The organism is Kitasatospora sp. NPDC101447 (genome assembly GCF_044767225.1).
GTDB lineage: Bacteria > Actinomycetota > Actinomycetes > Streptomycetales > Streptomycetaceae > Kitasatospora.
The window spans coordinates 67089-84463 of record NZ_JBIWNL010000014.1; the positions used below are offsets into that span (position 1 = coordinate 67089).

Below are 17375 nucleotides of genomic sequence, written 5' to 3' on the forward strand. Positions count from 1 at the left end.
GACCCGTACGGCTACCAGCAGCAGGGGCAGCAGGGGTACCGGCAGCCGTACCAGGCCGCCGGCCCGGTCGTCGCCGAGCCGCAGGCGCAGCCGGAGGCCGCCGCACCCGCTGCGCCTGCCGCCGCCGCTGCGGCACCGGCCGCACCCGCCCCGCCGCGCCCGCGGGTGCCCAGGCCGGCCGCCGAGGCGGCGCCGGCCAAGCCCGCCGCGCCGTCCGAGCAGGTCGCCGGGGTGCGCGGGGGCAAGTCCGGCGGCAAGGCGCCCAAGGACAGCTACACCACGGGCGAGTTCACCTTCGTCGACGAGGAGGCGGAGGAGACCGAGGACGTCATCGACTGGCTGAAGTTCGCCGAGTCCCGCAGCGAGGTGCGCGCCGAGCGCCGCCGCAAGCTGCGCAACCGGCTGATCGGCCTCGGTGTGGTGGTGGCGCTCGCCGCGGGCGGCGTCGGCGGCTACCTGTGGTTCACCGGCGACAAGCCGACCGCGGCCGCCGCGGCCGGCGGGCGCCAGGTCAACGTCGTCCACCTGCGTGACCTGCAGGGCAAGGTGTCCAGCGCGCTGCTGGTCGACGACGTCTCCGGGAAGAAGGGCACGGTGCTGCTGCTGCCCGACAACCTGCGGCTGCCCGGCCCCGCCGACCCGCCGGTCACCACCGTCGGCCAGGCCATGGACACCATCGGCGCTTCGGCGACCCGCGACGGCCTGTCCACCGTGCTCGGCGCCCCGGTGGCGGGCACCTGGCGGCTGGACACCCCGTACCTGGAACTGCTGGTCTCCCAGCTCGGCGGCGTCCGGGTGGACACCAACGCCGAGACCCACGAGGGCGGCAAGCCGGACGGCAAGCTGCTGTCCGCGGCCGGGAAGAACACCATGCTCAACGGGAAGGCCGCGGTCGCGTACGCCACGCTGCAGAACCCCGGCGAGAGCCGGGACGTCCAGCTCGCCCGGTTCGGGCAGGTCATGGAGGCGGTGGTGCGCACCATGCCGACCGAGCTCAAGGACGCCAAGGACGACGTGCACCGGATGAACGCGGTGCTCGACCCCTCGCTGCCCGAGGACGCCCTCGCCGGGGTGCTCGCCCAGCTCGCCCAGCAGGCGAAGGACGGCCACGTCGGCACCACCGCGCTGACCGTCAAGCCGGACGGCAGCCTGGACGAGGCGACCGCGGGCAAGCAGGTCAAGGACGTGCTCGGCGGCACCGTGAAGTCCGCGGCCGCCGGCGACGCCCCGGCCCGGGTCGCGCTGCAGGACGCCAGCGGCAGCGACGCCGCGGCCGCCGCCGCGCAGGTCCAGATCGTCAACTCGGGCCTGACGTTCATCCCCGGCGGGGCCAAGGCCGCCGCACAGACCACCAGTGAGATCCGCTACACCGACGACGCCCGGCAGGCCGCGGCGAAGTCGCTGGCGACCAGCCTCGGCCTGCCGGACAGCGCGGTGAAGAAGGTGACCGGGGACACCCAGAACGCGGACCTGCTGGTCGTGCTCGGCAAGGACTACCAGCCGCCGAAGCCCCAGTAGGCCGACGGCCGGGCCGGCCGTCGGCCCGGCCCGGGACGGGACGACCCGCCGTGGCGGGCGCGCCGCGGCGGGGTGCGCGGTCGCACGGCGGCGCGGGCGGGCGCGGAAAACGGTTCCGGGCCCGCCCGGGCGGCGTGAGATCCTGGAAGGCGACCCCGGCCGAGTGCCGGGGCGCCGCCCCAAGCCGCCGAGCCGGAAGAACACCGTGACCGTCACCGACCACAGCCAGCAGCTCATCACCGTCGCCGCGCAGGCGGCGGCCGACAAGCTCGCGCACAACATCATCGCCTTCGACGTCAGCGAGGTGCTGTCGATCACCGACGCCTTCCTGATCGCCTCCGCGAACAACGACCGCCAGGTCCGCGCGATCGCCGAGGAGATCGAGGACCAGCTGCGCGAGCAGCTGGACATCAAGCCGGTGCGCCGCGAGGGCGAGCGCGAGGGCCGCTGGATCCTGCTCGACTACCTGGACATCGTCGTGCACGTCCAGCACTCCGAGGAGCGCTCCTTCTACTCGCTGGACCGGCTCTGGAAGGACTGCCCCGAGCTGCCGCTGCCCGAGGACGCCCTGGCCTCGCGCAACCGCCCCGACGCCCACACCGACGAGGCCGGCAACGCCGTCGCCCCGGCCGACGACTTCGGCAAGCCCGAGGACCTGCACTGAGCCGCGGCGCGCGAGGCCCGCGCATCGTCTTCTGGCGGCACGGCCAGACGTCCTGGAACCTCGAATCGCGCTTCCAGGGCAGCACGGACATCGAGCTGACGGGCCAGGGCGTGCTGCAGGCGCAGCGGGCGGCCCGGCTGCTCTCCGGGCTCCGCCCGGACCTGCTGATCTCCTCGGACCTCGAACGCGCCCGGCGCACCGCCGAGGAGCTCGCCAAGGTCACCGGGCTCGACGTGACCCACCACGAGGGCCTGCGGGAGACCTACGCGGGCTCCTGGCAGGGCCTGACCAACGCCGAGATTCGCGAGCGCTTCCCGGAGGAGTACGAGGCCTGGTCGGCCGGCGAGCCGGTGCGGCGCGGCGGTGGCGGCGAGCTGGCCACCGAGGTCGCCGACCGCTCGGTGCCGGTGGTGCTGGAGGCCGCCGCCAAGCTGCCGGAGGACGGCACCCTGGTGGTGGTCAGCCACGGCGGGACGATCCGCACCATGCTCGGGCGGCTGCTGGACCTGGAGCCGGCCCAGTGGGAGCGCTTCGGCGGCCTGTCCAACTGCTGCTGGTCGGTGCTCGGCCAGGGGACGCGCGGCTGGCGCCTGCTGGAGCACAACGCGGGCACGCTCCCGCAGCCGGTCATCGGCGACGACACCTGAGCGGTCCCGGCACGGGCGTCCCCTGCGGACGTCCGGCGGGGCCGTCCGGCCGGACGTTCGGCGGGGTCGTTCGGCGGGGTCGTCCGGTGGGGGAGTGCGGGGTGCCCGGCAGGCGCGCGGGGGCGTCCGTGCCGGGGCGCGCGGTCGTCCGGCGCGTGGGTGCGGGGCGTTCGGCACGGGGGTGCGGTGCGGGCCCGAAGGGGCCTCGAAGGATCGGATTTCGCAGTTCCGGCCCTGACCAGCTAGAGTCTTCCTCGTTCGCACGGAAGAGAACGCGGCCCGGAAGGGAAGCGGAGGATCCGGTGAGTGCGGGGCTATAGCTCAGTTGGTAGAGCGCTTGCATGGCATGCAAGAGGTCTGGGGTTCAATTCCCCATAGCTCCACTCCGCATCGGCGGTCGTGGTCAGCCAGGGTCGCCCGTGTCGCGGGGCTATAGCTCAGTTGGTAGAGCGCTTGCATGGCATGCAAGAGGTCTGGGGTTCAATTCCCCATAGCTCCACAGCAGTTCGGAAGGCCGTCACCCAACGGGTGGCGGCCTTCCGGCGCTCCGGCGTTCGGGCCCTCCGACGTCGACGTCGACGTCGGCGCAGCGTCGTGGCCGGCCCCGGCACCGCCGCGGGAGCCGGTGCCCCTCACGGCTCGCAGCTGTGCCTCCAGCCGCCCGGCGGCAGCGAGTCGAGCTGCTCCACCCGCTCCTGGTCCTGCGGATCCACCGGCACGTACACCACGATGTAGCACTCCGGCACGCCCGGCATCGTCAGATACGTGGCGTTCAGCCGCAGCACCCCGAGCCGCGGGTGGCGGAACCGCCGCAGCCACGTCTCCGGCGGCGCGACCTCCTGGCGGTCCCACAGCTCCCGGAACAGCTCGCTGCCCGCCGACAGCCGCCGCACGTGCTCCTCCCAGGCCGGCTCGCCCACGTGCTTGCCGTAGGCCGAGCGCAGCACCGCCACCATCCGCGGCAGCGCCTCGTCACGGTTGTCGCACGGGTTGCAGCACAGCGGGGCGGTCAGCATGCACCAGAGGCTGTTGAAGACGACCCCGCGGGACGGGCGGATCTGCTCGGCACCGAACAGCGAGCGGTACGGCCGGTTGTAGCTCAGCACGTCGAAACGGGTGTTGGAGACCGCCGCCGGCAGCGGGGCGAGCGAGTCCAGGATCACCTGGATCGACGGGCTCAACTCCGGTGCGGCCGCCTGCGCGTGCGGCGACGGCGACACCCCGGCGAGCCGGAACAGGTGCTCGCGCTCGGTGCCGTCCAGCCGCAGCGCCCGGGCCACCGCCAACAGCACCTGCTCGCTCGCGTTGATCGGCCGCCCCTGCTCCAGCCACGTGTACCAGGTGACGCCCACCCCGGCGAGCTGCGCGACCTCCTCGCGGCGCAGCCCCGGCGTGCGGCGGCGCAGACCGGGCGGCAGCCCGACCTCCTCGGGGGTGACCCGCGCGCGGCAGGCCTTCAGGAAGCGGGCCAGCTCGGTACGGCGGCGGTCCCGCCCGCCCGCGGCGGTCGGCAGTTCCTCCAGGACGGTCATGGCCACCATCGTGCCGCAGGCCCGCCGGGCGATACAGGTGCTGCCAGTACCAGGATCAGCAGGCTCTAACCACCAGTACCGGTACCGCCGCAGGCTGATGACCATGACGGACCTTCAGATCCGGCCCGGCGTGGCCGGAAGTACCACCGGGGCCCCGGCCGTACGCCCCGGGCTGCTCCTCGCGCTCGTCCTGTGCGGGCAGTTCATGGCCGTGCTCGACGTCTCCATCGTCAACGTCGCGGTACCCACCATCCGGACCGACCTCGGCGCCTCCGGCGCCGCCCTGCAACTCGTGATCGCCGGCTACACCATCGCCTACGCCGTGCTGCTCATCACCGGGGCCCGGCTGGGCGCCCGGTACGGCTACAGCCGGCTCTTCCAGCTCGGCCTGGCCGCCTTCACCGCCACCTCGCTGGCCTGCGGCCTCGCCCCGACCACCGGCTGGCTGATCGCCTTCCGGCTGCTCCAGGGCGCCGGCTCGGCGCTGATGGTGCCCCAGGTGATGAGCCTGCTGCAGCGCACCTTCACCGGCGCCGCCCGCACCCGGGCGCTCGGCCTCTACTCGGCGGTGCTGGCCGGCGGCATGGCGCTCGGCCAGGTGCTCGGTGGCGTCCTGGTCAGCGCGGACCTGTTCGGCAGCGGCTGGCGGCCGGTGTTCCTGGTCAACGTGCCCATCGGCGTACTGCTGCTGGCCGCCGGCGCCCGGCTGCTGCCCCGGCTGCCCGGCGACGCCTCGCGCGGCTTCGACGTCCCCGGCCTGGTGGTGCTCGGCGCGGCCCTCGGCCTGCTGGTGGTGCCGCTCGTCCTCGGCCACGAGCTCGGCTGGCCCGCCTGGGGCTGGGCGATGATCGCGGCCGGCGTGCTGCTGTTCGGCCTGTTCGTGGTGGTCGAGCGCCGGATCGCCCGCAGCGGCGGGCAGCCGCTGATCCACGGGCGGGTGCTGCGCGCCCCGGGGCTGCGCCCGGCGGCGGCCGGACTGTTCTCGATCATGGCGGCCTTCGCCGGCTTCATGTTCTCCTTCGCCCTGCACCAGCAGGCCGCGCTCGGCCACACCGCCCTGAAGGCCGGGCTCTGCTCGGCGCCCGTCGCGATCGGCTTCGGCCTGTCCAGCATGCACTGGCACCGGCTGCCCGGGCGGCTGCACGCGGCCCTGCCGACGATCGCCGGGGTCGTCCTCGGCGGCGGCTACCTGCTGCTGGGCGTGCTGCTCGGCGGCGGCGCCGGGATCGGGACCGGCGCGCTGCTGGAGATGGCCGCGCTCGGACTGGTCGCCGGCTGCGCGTACGCACCGCTGTTCGCCCGGGCCCTCGCGGGAGTGGCGCCCGAGGACGCGGCCGACGCCAGCGGGGTCATGGTGACGGTCATCCAGCTCGGGCAGGTGGTCGGGGTCGCGGTGCTCGGCTCGGTGTTCCTCGGGCAGGTCGACCTGCCGGCGCCGGCCGCCGAGTCCGGCCACGCGTTGCGGACCACGCTGCTGGTCAACGCCGTCGCGGTGGCGGCCGCCGCCGGCTTCGCCGCCCGCAGCCGACGGGCGGCGCGGTAGGCCGGGGTGTGGGCGGGGCCGGGCCGGGTCTGCGGGTGGGGTCCGGCCCGGCAGATGTGGCCGGGCTTCACAGTGGGGCCCGGCCCGGCGGGGAGGGGCCGTCCGGAGGGCTCCGGGGAAAGCTCCCCGGTGCCCCTGCCGGGGACCTCGGGAAACGGATTTCAGGAGCACGCCCCGGACCGTGTAAAGTAGTCGATGTCGCCGAGGGAAACCGGACGGAAACGGCCGAAAGCCCCGGTGACATCGCAGGTCAAGGGGCTATAGCTCAGTTGGTAGAGCGCTTGCATGGCATGCAAGAGGTCTGGGGTTCAATTCCCCATAGCTCCACAGCAGTCGAGAGCCGCCTCCCGTTCCGGGAGGCGGCTCTCCGCCGTTTCGCCCGCCCACCGGCGGGAGGGCCCGGAGTCCCGCTACCGTCGTGTCATGGCCGATCTGGAGCGAAGGCGGAACGAGGAACTGGCCCGGATACTCCACCAGCTCGGCTGGAGTCCGGAACGGCTCGCCCGCGAGGTGAGCCTCGCGCTGCCGCCGGGCCTGGCCATCAGCTCCACCGCCCCGTACAAGTGGCGCGACCGCGGCATGGTCCCGCGCAGCCCGCACGACCAGGCGGTGTGCGAGGTGCTCAGCCGCACCCTCGGCATCGCCGTCACCTACGAGCAGCTCTGGGGCCGGATGGGCGGCCACCGCGGCGCCAAGATCCTCTCGCCCCGGCTGCTCACCGACCCGTGGACCGCCGACACCGCCCAGACCGCGCTGCGCGAGGCGGCCACCGACGCCGGACCCGTCCGCCTCACCGACCTCTTCCGCAACGCCGACCTCGACCAGGCCGCCGCCCGGCTCGCCTCACCGCCCCCGCCTGTCGGCGGCGGCGAAGGCGCCCTGCGTGTCGAGGCCGCACTGGTCGGCGAACTCGGCCTCTCCTACCGCAGCAAGCAGCGACTCGAACGCTCCTGCGGCGGCGGCCTCGTCCTCGGCCCCGCACGGGCCGAACTCGCCATGCTCGCCAAGCTGCTGGAACTGGGCTCCTACGACGAGCGGCTGGGCCGCGAGCTCTACGGCACGGCCAGCCGCCTCGCCCGCCTGGCCGGCTGGGCGGCGTACGACCTCGGCCACGACGCGGCCGCCCAACGCGCCTTCGTCGCCGCGCTGCGCGCCGCCCACGTCAGCGGCGACCCCCGGCTCGGCGTCGCCGTCCTCGGCGCGCTGCTGGTGCTCGCCACCCAGGGCCCGGGCGGGCGCGGCCTGGACGCCGTCTCCGCGCTCGAAAGCGCCCTGGAGACCCACGGCGCCGCACTCGGCCCCACCGGCCGGGCCCGCCAGCTCGGCCGGCTCGCCCGCGCGTACGGCCGCCGGAACGAGCCGGAGCGGGCCGAGGCCGCCGCCGCCCGGGCCTTCGCCGAACTGGACGGCGTGCCCGGCACCGAGGAGGCCCGCGCCTCCCTCGCCGGGATGGTGGGGGAGGGGCGGCTGGCGCTCGGCCGGAACCGGCTCGCCAAGGCCCTGCTCGCCGAGGCCGTGGCCGGACTCGGACCCGGCCGGGCCCGCTCCAAGGCCCTGCTGATGGTGAGCCTCGCCGAGACCCACCGGCGGCTCGGCGACCAGCGGGAGGCGGCCCGCACGGCGGCGCTGGCGCGCTCGCTCGCGGCCGGGATGCAGTCCGAGCGGCTGGCGAAGGCGCTGCGGGACTTCGACGCGGCGGGGCGCGCGCCGACGCGCTGAGGCTGTCGGCGGGCCGGTGCGTGGACCCGGCCGCGGTGCCGGTGCGGCAGGCCCGGCCGCGGTGCCGGTGCGGCAGGCCCGGCGGTATACCCGGGAGCGCGCAGAGTCGCTTGCGGTACCCTGAGCCCATGCGAACCGTGCGCCTGCTCCTTAGCCGGCCGCGCTGACCAGGACCGGCTGCGCCCTCGGGCGGTGCCGGAGTCGGCGTGGCGTCCCCTCCTGCGAGGGGATTTTTTGTTTTCCGCCCCCGACCCCGTCCCGGGCGGGGCCACGGGCCGGCCGCCTGCCCGGTTCGCCAACCGACATCGATGGAGCTTGAAGGACCATGAGCGAGACGACCCCTGCGTCCGGCGCGGCCGAGACCGCGACCGAGCCGTTCCGGTACAGCGCCGCGCTGGCGGCCGAGATCGAGTCCCGCTGGCAGGACATCTGGGAGAAGGAGGGCACCTTCCACGCCCCCAACCCCACCGGTGCGCTGGCCGACCCGTCGGCCGGTGACGTCGCCGCGAAGCCGCACAGCTTCATCATGGACATGTTCCCGTACCCCTCGGGCGCGGGCCTGCACGTCGGCCACCCGCTGGGCTACATCGCCACCGACGTCTTCGCCCGCTACCAGCGGATGACCGGCCACAACGTGCTGCACACGCTGGGCTACGACGCCTTCGGCCTGCCCGCCGAGCAGTACGCGGTGCAGACCGGCACCCACCCGCGGGTCTCCACCGAGGCCAACATCGCCAACATGCGCCAGCAGCTGCGCCGGCTGGGCCTGGGCCACGACCCGCGCCGCTCGATCTCCACGATCGACCCGGACTACTACCGCTGGACCCAGTGGATCTTCCTGCAGATCTTCAACTCCTGGTACGACGAGACCGCCCGCAAGGCCCGTCCGATCACCGAACTGGTCGCGCAGTTCGAGTCCGGTGACCGCCGGACCCCGGACGGGCGCCCCTGGGCCGCACTGTCCGCCGCCGAGCGCGACGAGGTCCTGGGCGAGTTCCGCCTGGCCTACTCCAAGGAGGTGCCGGTCAACTGGTGCCCCGGCCTGGGCACCGTGCTGGCCAACGAGGAGGTCACCGCGGACGGCCGCTCCGAGCGCGGCAACTTCCCGGTGTTCAAGTCCAACCTGCGCCAGTGGATGATGCGCATCACCGCGTACTCCGACCGGCTGATCGAGGACCTGGACCTGCTGGACTGGCCCGAGGCCATCAAGCTGCAGCAGCGCAACTGGATCGGACGCTCCGAGGGCGCCCGGGTCGACTTCGCCGTCGGCGCCGACGAGCGGATCACCGTCTTCACCACCCGCCCCGACACCCTGTTCGGCGCCACCTACATGGTCCTGGCGCCCGAGCACGGCCTGGTCGACTCCATCGTCCCCGCCGCGTGGCCGCAGGACGTGCCCGCCGAGTGGACCGGCGGCGCCGACACCCCCGCCGAGGCCGTCGCCGCCTACCGGGCCGCCGCCGCCGCCAAGTCGGACGTCGAGCGCCAGGTCGACGCCAAGGTCAAGACCGGCGTCTTCACCGGCGCCTACGCGACCAACCCGGTCAGCGGGGAGTCCGTCCCCGTCTTCATCGCCGACTACGTGCTGATGGGCTACGGCACCGGCGCCATCATGGCCGTCCCCGCCCACGACCACCGCGACTTCGCGTTCGCCCGCGCCTTCGCCCTGCCGATGCGCTGCGTCGTCGAGCCGACGGACGGCCGCGGCGAGGACCCGTCGCAGTGGGACGACGCCTTCGACACCTACGACTCCGTCATCGTCAACTCCGCCCGGGAGCAGGGCGACCTGTCGCTGAACGGACAGAGCGTCGTCGACGCCAAGGCGCACGTCACCGCCTGGCTGGCCGAGCGCGGCATCGGCGAAGGCACCGTCAACTACCGCCTGCGCGACTGGCTGTTCAGCCGCCAGCGGTACTGGGGCGAGCCCTTCCCGATCGTCTACGACGAGGACGGCGTCATGCACGCGCTGCCCGAGTCGATGCTGCCGGTCGAGGTCCCCGAGGTCGACGACTACTCGCCGCGCACCTACGACGCGTACGACTCCAACTCCTCGCCCGAGACCCCGCTGTCCCGCAACGAGGCCTGGGTCAACGTCGAGCTGGACCTGGGCGACGGGCCGAAGAAGTACCGCCGCGAGACCAACACCATGCCCAACTGGGCGGGTTCGTGCTGGTACGAGCTGCGCTACGTCGACCCGTCCAACTCCTCGGCGGTCGTCGACCCGGCCAACGAGCAGTACTGGCTGGGCCCGACGGCGACCAAGCCGGCCGGCGGCGCCGACCTGTACGTCGGCGGTGCCGAACACGCCGTGCTGCACCTGCTGTACGCGCGCTTCTGGCACAAGGTGCTGCACGACCTGGGCCACGTCTCGTCCGTCGAGCCGTTCCACAAGCTGTTCAACCAGGGCATGATCACCGCCGACGTCTACCGCGACGAGCGCGGCTTCCCGGTGCCCGCCGCCGAGGTCGAGGAGCGCGACGGCCAGTACTCCTGGCAGGGCGAGCCGGTCAAGCGCGAGGCCGGGAAGATGGGCAAGTCCCTGAAGAACGCCGTCGCGCCCGACGACATCGCCGACGAGTACGGCGCCGACACGCTGCGCCTGTACGAGATGTCGATGGGCCCGCTGGACGTCTCCCGCCCGTGGGACACCCGCGCCGTCGTCGGCTCGTACCGCTTCCTGCAGCGGCTGTGGCGCAACATCGTCTCGGAGACCACCGGCGAGCTGGTCGTCACCGACGAGACGCCGGACGAGGCCACGCTGCGCGCCCTGCACAAGGCCATCGACGGCATCCGCGCCGACATGGCCGGGCTGCGCTTCAACACGGCCGTCGCCAAGGCGATCGAGCTGAACAACTACCTGGTCAAGCGCGGCTCGACGCCGCGCCCGGTGGCCGAGCAGCTGGTGCTGATGGTCGCGCCGCTGGCCCCGCACGTCGCCGAGGAGCTGTGGCGCCGCCTGGGCCACGGCGAGTCGCTGGCGCACACCGACTACCCGGTCGCCGACCCGGCGTACGTGGTCGACGAGTCGGTGACCTGCGTGGTGCAGATCAAGGGCAAGGTGAAGGCCCGCCTGGAGGTCGCGCCGAGCATCTCGGACGCCGAGCTGGAGGCGCTGGCGCTGGCGGACCCGGCGGTGGTCGCGGCCATCGGCGGCGCCGAGGTGCGCAAGGTGATCGCGCGTGCTCCGAAGCTGGTGAACATCGTCACCGGCTGATCCCGGCCTGGGGCTGATCGGGCGGGCGTCCTTCGGGGCGCCCGCCCGGTGTCGTGTTGGGCGGTCGGTCGGTGTCGCGTGGCGGGCGGTTGGTGTTGTGCGGGCGGGCGGCCGGTGTTGTGCGGGCAGGGGCCCGGTGTTGTGCGGGCGGGCTCGGGGTGGGCGTCCGGCTCGGGCGGTCGGCGGTTGCGCGGGATCCGGTACATCCCGGGTGAGCGGCCCCGGGTCCCTCGGGGAGATCCCGGATCTGTCCCTGATCCGGGGCCGTGGGGCCCGTTCGAGCCGCCCCGCAGGGCGTTCGGGGGATACCGTGGAACCCTCGGCAGTACGGCCCGCGTTGGGCCCGGTGGGGGCCGAAACGGGTGGCGGAAGGTGGCGCGGCGATGGACGTGTTCGGCGTGATGATCGGCCTGGTCCTGCTGTTCGGGATCGCGGCGGCCGTCCTGGCGGTGGTGGGCACGGTCAAGGCGGCCAAGGCCGTCGGCGCGAAGATCGAGAAGCACGAAGCCAACGCCCGGCGCGCCGTGGAGACCGTCACCCTCAAGGCGAAGACGTACACCAAGGTCGGCCCGCCCGCGCAGATCGCCTCCGTCCGGCTCGGCCTGCGGACCTCGCTCGACGGCACCCGGCAGGTGTTGGAAGGCGGGCTCGCGCAGGACGGGCAGCTCGGCGAGTCGCTCGCCCTGCTGACCCGGCTCGACGCCCACGCGGCGGAGCTCGACGGAGAGCTGCGGATGCTCGAACGCGAGCCGGACACCGCGCGGATCGCGGCCAAGCTGCCCGAGTTGCGCGAGCGGGCGGAGCGGATCACGCGGTCCGCGGAGACCATGCGCTGGGCCGCGCAGGACCGGATGCACCGGTTCGCCGACGACGAGTTGAGCCGGCTCAGCCAGGAGTGCGAGAGCGAGGCGGGGGCGCTGCGGCACTGGGACGGCTCGGGGCCCGGTTCCGCGGGTACGGGTGCGGGGTCCGGTGCGGGGTCCGGTGCGGGTGCCGGTGCCGGTGCCGGTGCCGGTGCGGGTGCGGCCGCGGGGTCCGGCGGGGCTGCTGCCGGGGGCGCGGCTCGGGCCGGGCTGACGGACGGGAAGGGGCGTCCGAGCGCGGAGGAGCTGCTGGGGCTCGCCGATCCGCTGGCCAAGCTGGCGCAGCGGCTGCGGAAGCCGTCGGCGGGGTCCTCGGCGGGCTGACTCCCCGGCGCTCGACCGGGCTCGGCACAGCGGACCGTCCCGGGGGTGGTCCGCGGGTGGTCCGGGGCGTGGGTCGCGGGCGGAGCGGGACAGGTCGCCGGCGGGTTCGCGCCGCGCTCCGGCGGGCTCCTCGTGGCCTGGCCCGGCCGTCCGCCGCCGGGCGCTGTCCTCGCGCACGAACGGGGAGTAACCTCCGGCTCATGCCCTCCGACCTCGCGCTTGTCACCGATTCCACGGCCTATCTGCCGCAGGAGGCCCTCGACCGGCACGGGATCACGGTGGTCCCGCTGAGCGTCGCGGTCGGTGACTCGGTCCTGAGCGAGGGCGTCGAGATCTCCCCGAAGGACGTCGCCGAGGCGCTGCGCGGCAAGCAGCGGGTGACCACCTCCCGGCCGAACCCGGAGACCTTCGCGGCCACCTACCGGGCGGCCGCCGAAGCCGGGGCGAAGGGCATCGTCTCGGTCCACATCTCGGGCGAGCTGTCCGGCACCGTCGAGGCCGCCCGGCTGGCCGCCGCCGAGGCGCCCGTACCGGTGCGCGTGGTGGACAGCCGACTGGTCGGGATGGCGCTCGGATACGGCGTGCTGGCGGCGGCCGAGGCGATCGCGGCCGGGCAGGGCCTGGCCGAGGCTGCCGAGGCCGCGGGTCGTCGGACGGCCGGGACCAGCGGGTTCTTCTACGTCGACACCCTGGAGCACCTGCGCAGGGGCGGGCGGATCGGGGCGGCGCGGGCACTCCTCGGCTCGGCGCTGGCGGTCAAGCCGCTGCTGCACCTGGACGGGGGGCGGATCGAGCCGCTGGAGAAGGTGCGGACAGCGTCGCGGGCGATCGCGCGACTGGAGGAGATCGCGGTCGAGCGGTCGGGGGAGCGGGAGGTCGACATCACCGTGCACCACCTGGCCGCCGAGGACCGGGCCGAGCCGCTCGCGGAGCGGCTTCGGGCGCGGGTGCCGGGGCTGCGGGAGCTGTACGTCGGCGAGGTGGGGGCGGTGATCGGTGCGCACGTCGGGCCGGGGCTGCTCGCGGTGGTGGTCGCGCCGCGCTGACGGTCGGGCTGTTGGCCCACCCGGCGTGCTGTCGGCCCGTGGGCAGAATGCCGGCCGACGGGCAGGACGCGGCCGACGGGCAGGACACCGGCCGACCGGCAGGACGCGGCCGACGGGCAGGACGCGACCGACCGGCAGGGGCTGCGCCTGATCGGTCGGCAACGGTGGACCGCCGCGGTCGGACCGGTGCGCCGAACCCCGTTCGGTCAACTCGCGAAGGCCATGCCCACTCGTGTGAGTGACAACTCCTGTCCACACCCCCCGGGTTATCCACAGGGTTGCGGTAATTTCCGCGCGTTCGCCGCAGGCCTCCTACCGTCCTCGGCATGACGACCATGGGCCTGGGCGCGGCGAAGCGCCAAGCGATCAACGAGACGGTGCGGCTGCGGATGGCGGCGCTGCTGCCGACGCTCGACGAGCCACCCCGTGAGCTGCCTCATGAGCCGCCCTACGAGCCGCCCGACGGGCCCGCCGACGGGTCGACGGGTGTCCGGGGCGTCGGGGCGGGCGGAGGCGGAGGCGGTTCCCCGGGGCGGGCGCCGGGATCGGCCTCGTCCGCGACGGGCGAGCGACGGGCCACAGGGCCGCCGACAGGTGGGGCGCCGCCGCCACCGGGTGCCGACGGCGGCACCGCTGCGGCTGCCTTCGCGGATCCGCCGGGTGCTCCCGGGGACCCTCCCGGCGTCAGGGTGCGCCTGCGGTCCGCCTCGTTCGGTTCGGCGGTGGCGCTCGACCGGCGCGCGGTGGCCGGGCTGGTGATCCTGCTGCTGTTCGCGGTCGGCTACGCCGTCCAGCACTTCTGGCTGGCCAGGCCGGAGACGGTCGCCGTTCCCGCGTTGGCGGCTGCCTCCGCGCTGCCGGGGACGGACGGGCAGGCCCCCGTCGATGCGGCGTCAGGGGCGGGTGCGGCCGGGGCCGGGGCCGGTGCCGCCGTGCCAGGCGAGGCCGCGCCCGGCGCTGCGGTGTCCGGTGGCGCCGTGTCCGGTGGCGCTGTCGGTGCGGCCGTCGTCATCGATGTCGGCGGGCGGGTCCACGTCCCCGGCCTGCACACCCTGCCCGGCGGCTCACGGGTGGCCGACGCCCTGCGGGCCGCCGGCGGAGTGCTACCGGAGACGGACACCCGGAACCTCAACCTGGCCAGGGTCCTGACGGACGGTGAGCAGCTGCTGGTCGGCGAGCAGGCCGGCCAGGCCCCTGCCCCGGCCGTCGGTTCCGGGCCCGGCAGCGGAACCGGGCCGCCGGGCCCCGCAGCACCCCGACCACCGGTCAGTCTCAACCGCGCCACCCTCGAACAGCTCGACACCCTCCCCGGTGTCGGTCCCACCCTCGCCCAGCGCATCCTCGCGTACCGCGCCTCGCACGGCTCCTTCCGCTCCCTCGACCAGCTCCGGCAGGTCAGCGGCATCGGCGTCCGTACGTACGCGGAACTCCGTCCGCTGCTCACCCTCTGACGCCCCTGCCCGTCCCCCTCAATGCGAAGGGAGGCCCCGCCGTGTCCGCGGCCACCGCATCGATCCCGCACGCCCGTTCCACGGGCGCCGACTTCCGGCTGCTGCTGCCCGCCGTCTCGGCCTGGGCGGTCACTGCGGCGCTCCTGGGCCTGGAGCCGGGGTACGAGGTCCCGGTCTTCGCGGCGGCGGGCGTCGCCGCGCTCGTGGCCGTCCCGCTGCTCGTCCGGCCGGGCGCCCTGCGCAGGCGCGGGGCCGCGGTGACCCTGGCCGCCGTCCTGCTCACCGGTGCGGCGGCTGCGGTCGCGACCCCGCTGCACACCCTCGACCTGCACCGGGGGCCGCTGCCCGAACTCGCCCGCGCGGCCGAGCGCGCAGCGCCGGGTGCTTCAGCTGCCCCAGGTGCGCCGGTCGTGCCCGCCCGGGCGGTCGAGGCGGAGCTGACCATCGCGGGAGACCCCGAGGTCCACACCTCCCGGGGCGGAACCACCGGCGGGCAGACGCTCCTCACCGTGAACGCGGTGGTCGACCGGGTCGTCCTGCTCCCCGACGGGCCGACCACCCGGACACGGACACCCGTGACCGTCATGGTCCGGGGCGCGGCCGGCGAGCCCTGGCAGCGGGTGCTCCCGTCCGAACGACTCGCCGTGGAAGCCGAGGTGCAGCCGGCGGGGGAGGGCCACGGCACCGAGTCCGCGGCGCTGCTGGTCGTCCACGGCCCCCTGCGGCAGCTGGCACCGCCGAGCCTGCCGCAGCGGATCGCCGGACGGCTGCGGGAGGGCCTGCGCACGGCCACCGACAAGCTCCCGCCGGACGCGCGCGGGCTGCTCCCCGGCCTGGTCGTCGGCGACACCTCACGCCTGCCCGACGACCTCGAAGAGGCCTTCCGGGCCACCGACCTGGTCCACCTGGTGGCGGTCAGCGGGGCCAACCTGGCGATCGTCCTCGGCGCGCTGCTGGGCGCACCCGGCCGGGCCGGCACCCCGGAACGGCACGGGCTTGCCGCGATACTGGGGCTGTCGCTGCGCACCGGCGCCCTGCTCGGCACCGGGCTGACGCTGGCCTTCGTCACGGTCTGCCGCCCCGAACCCAGCGTGCTGAGGGCGGCCGGAACTGGGTTGATCGGCATGCTGGCCCTGGCCACCGGCCGTCCCCGCCAGGCGGTGCCCGCACTCGCCGGAGCCGTCCTGGTGCTGGTCCTGCTGGACCCGTTCCTGTCGCGCTCGTTCGGTTTCCTGCTCTCGGTGCTCGCCACGGCCGGGCTGCTCGTCCTCGGTCCGCACTGGGCCGAGGCCCTGCGGGCCCGGCGCTGGCCGCACCACCTGGCGGGCGCGGTCGCGGCGACGGCGGCCGCGCAGGCGCTGTGCGCGCCGGTGACGGTGCTGCTGTCCGGGCACATCAGCCTGGTCGGCATCCCGTGCAACCTGCTCGCCGAGCCGGCGGTGGCCCCGGCGACGCTGCTCGGCTTCGGGGTGCTCGTCCTGCAGCCGTTCCTCCCAGGCCTGGCCCGCCTGCTCGCGGTACCGGCGGGGGTTCCGGCCGGCTGGCTCGCCCTGGTCGCGCGACGCGGAGCCGAGCCTTCGGGCGGCCAACTCGCCTGGCCGGGAGGCTGGTTCGGAACGGTGACGGTCGCGCTGGCCGTCCTGGCGCTCTGCTGGGCGGCGCCACTCCTGCTGCCCCGGCGGGCGGAGCCGGGCATTCGGGCGCCCGCCCGACGCCGCGGGGTGCGGGTGCTGGTGACGGGGGCACTGCTGGTGGTCCTGGTGGCCGTCCTGCTGCGCCCGCCGCAACTCGCCCGGGTCGCCACCGGCTGGCCACCTCCGGGGTGGCGTCTGGCGATGTGCGACGTCGGCCAGGGCGACATGTTGGTCCTGGCGGCCGGTGGGCGGGACAGCGCGGTGGTGATCGACGCCGGGCCGGATCCGAACGCCGCTGACAGGTGCCTGCGCGACCTCGGCATCACGACAGTGCCGCTTCTGCTGCTGACGCACTTCCACGCGGACCATGTCGAGGGCGTGCCAGGGGTGTTGAGGGGCCGCAGGGTCGGCGCGGTCGAGGGCACGACGCTGGACGAGCCGCCCGGTGAGGCGGCCCGGGTCGCGGGTTGGGCCGCTGGGGCCGGTGTTCCGTTGCTGAGGGCCGGCCGTGGTGAACGGCGGTCGATGGGAGCGGAGTTGGCCTGGGACGTGGTCTGGCCCGATCCCGGGGCGGGCGTCGAGGCGCCCGGCGCGAACAACGCGAGCGTCGCACTGATGGTGACACTGACAGGAGGACTACGGATGGCACTGCTCGGAGATCTCGAACCGCCGGCCCAGTCGGCTCTGTCGGGCCGCCTGGGGCGGGTCGACGTCCTGAAGGTCGCGCACCACGGCTCGGCCCACCAGGACTGGGGCCTGGCCGGCGCCCTGCGGCCCCGACTGGCGCTCATCTCCTGCGGGGAGGGCAACGCGTACGGGCACCCGTCGCCGAAGACGGTCGACCGGCTGCGTGCGCTCGGCGCGACCGTGCTGCGGACCGACCGGGCGGGTGACATCGCCGTGACCGGCGATTCGCCGGCCACCCTCGGTGTGGCCGTCCATCCGCAGCCAGCCCACGCGGCTCAGAAGGCCCACAAGCCGCGCGCCCTCGGCGCGACCGACCCGGCCGCGCTCACCCGCCCCGAGCAGTCCCCGGGCACACCGCGGGCCCCGCCCGTGTGACCCCCGCTCTCCTCCTCCCAACCCCGAAGTGGGGGAAGGGAAAGGGGTTGGGGGTTGGGGTTGGAGGAGGAGTGGAGGGGCGGGGCCAGGAGAAACGTTTCGGGGGGGGGGCCGGCCCCCCCCCGGCCCCCCGCGCGAAGCCCGGCGCGCAAATATGG

Annotated in this window: 11 protein-coding genes and 3 tRNA genes; 13 read left to right on the top strand and 1 reads right to left on the bottom strand. The window is 74.8% G+C overall.

All coding sequences use genetic code 11. From position 1 onward, the window contains the following. From ACIRST_RS21215 to ACIRST_RS21235, 5 genes are all read left to right on the top strand, one after another. The coding region (locus ACIRST_RS21215) for an LCP family protein (protein ID WP_402803554.1) at positions 1–1518 on the top strand (1518 nt) is incomplete at its 5' end. A 205-nt stretch (positions 1519–1723) separates the two neighbouring features. Beyond that, positions 1724–2182 (top strand): ribosome silencing factor, encoded by a 459-nt coding sequence (gene rsfS, locus ACIRST_RS21220; protein ID WP_350525615.1) that lies wholly within the window; start codon positions 1724–1726, stop codon positions 2180–2182. Continuing rightward, positions 2179–2829 carry a histidine phosphatase family protein gene (locus tag ACIRST_RS21225; protein WP_350525657.1) on the top strand — a complete coding sequence of 217 codons (651 nt, stop codon included), beginning with the start codon at positions 2179–2181 and terminating at the stop codon, positions 2827–2829. The genes rsfS and ACIRST_RS21225 overlap by 4 nt, the downstream gene beginning before the upstream one ends. Positions 2830–3139: 310 nt before the next feature. Continuing rightward, positions 3140–3212 (top strand) — tRNA-Ala (locus tag ACIRST_RS21230). A gap of 43 nt (positions 3213–3255) precedes the next feature. Then, positions 3256–3328: transfer RNA gene (locus tag ACIRST_RS21235), tRNA-Ala, on the top strand. Between the two features lie 133 nt (positions 3329–3461). Here ACIRST_RS21235 and ACIRST_RS21240 read toward each other — a convergent pair. Beyond that, positions 3462–4361: a helix-turn-helix transcriptional regulator gene (locus tag ACIRST_RS21240; protein WP_350525614.1), complete on the bottom strand. Its 900-nt coding sequence runs from the start codon at positions 4359–4361 to the stop codon at positions 3462–3464. A 103-nt stretch (positions 4362–4464) separates the two neighbouring features. Between ACIRST_RS21240 and ACIRST_RS21245 the strand changes: the two genes are divergently transcribed. The 8 genes from ACIRST_RS21245 (at position 4465) to ACIRST_RS21280 (ending at position 17217) form a co-directional block, all read left to right on the top strand. After that, positions 4465–5904: an MFS transporter gene (locus ACIRST_RS21245; RefSeq protein ID WP_402803556.1), complete on the top strand. Its 1440-nt coding sequence runs from the start codon at positions 4465–4467 to the stop codon at positions 5902–5904. Between the two features lie 254 nt (positions 5905–6158). Then, a tRNA-Ala gene (locus ACIRST_RS21250) sits at positions 6159–6231 on the top strand. Positions 6232–6327: 96 nt separating this feature from the next. Continuing rightward, positions 6328–7623, top strand: coding sequence for a hypothetical protein (locus tag ACIRST_RS21255; RefSeq protein ID WP_350525612.1), 1296 nt, complete (start codon positions 6328–6330; stop codon positions 7621–7623). Positions 7624–7948: 325 nt separating this feature from the next. Next, complete coding sequence (gene leuS, locus ACIRST_RS21260) at positions 7949–10837, top strand: leucine--tRNA ligase (protein WP_350525611.1); 2889 nt, start codon at positions 7949–7951, stop codon at positions 10835–10837. A gap of 383 nt (positions 10838–11220) precedes the next feature. Next, a complete protein-coding gene (locus tag ACIRST_RS21265; protein WP_402803559.1) occupies positions 11221–12024 on the top strand; it encodes a hypothetical protein in 804 nt (267 codons plus the stop codon). A 200-nt stretch (positions 12025–12224) separates the two neighbouring features. Next, positions 12225–13070, top strand: a complete 846-nt coding sequence (locus ACIRST_RS21270; protein WP_350525609.1) for a DegV family protein — start codon at positions 12225–12227, stop codon at positions 13068–13070. A 722-nt stretch (positions 13071–13792) separates the two neighbouring features. Then, positions 13793–14521: a helix-hairpin-helix domain-containing protein gene (locus ACIRST_RS21275; protein WP_402803561.1), complete on the top strand. Its 729-nt coding sequence runs from the start codon at positions 13793–13795 to the stop codon at positions 14519–14521. 41 nt (positions 14522–14562) lie between these two features. Continuing rightward, positions 14563–17217, top strand: a complete 2655-nt coding sequence (locus ACIRST_RS21280) for a ComEC/Rec2 family competence protein (protein WP_402803563.1) — start codon at positions 14563–14565, stop codon at positions 17215–17217. Positions 17218–17375 lie beyond the last annotated feature (158 nt).

Bases quoted from the DNA above. Each gene is read 5' to 3' on its own strand.
- ACIRST_RS21255 (WP_350525612.1), top strand. From the start codon at position 6,328: ATGGCCGATCTGGAGCGAAGGCGGAACGAGGAACTGGCCCGGATACTC.
- ACIRST_RS21270 (WP_350525609.1), top strand. From the start codon at position 12,225: ATGCCCTCCGACCTCGCGCTTGTCACCGATTCCACGGCCTATCTGCCG.
- ACIRST_RS21265 (WP_402803559.1), top strand. From the start codon at position 11,221: ATGGACGTGTTCGGCGTGATGATCGGCCTGGTCCTGCTGTTCGGGATC.
- ACIRST_RS21240 (WP_350525614.1), bottom strand. From the start codon at position 4,361: ATGACCGTCCTGGAGGAACTGCCGACCGCCGCGGGCGGGCGGGACCGC.
- ACIRST_RS21245 (WP_402803556.1), top strand. From the start codon at position 4,465: ATGACGGACCTTCAGATCCGGCCCGGCGTGGCCGGAAGTACCACCGGG.
- leuS (WP_350525611.1), top strand. From the start codon at position 7,949: ATGAGCGAGACGACCCCTGCGTCCGGCGCGGCCGAGACCGCGACCGAG.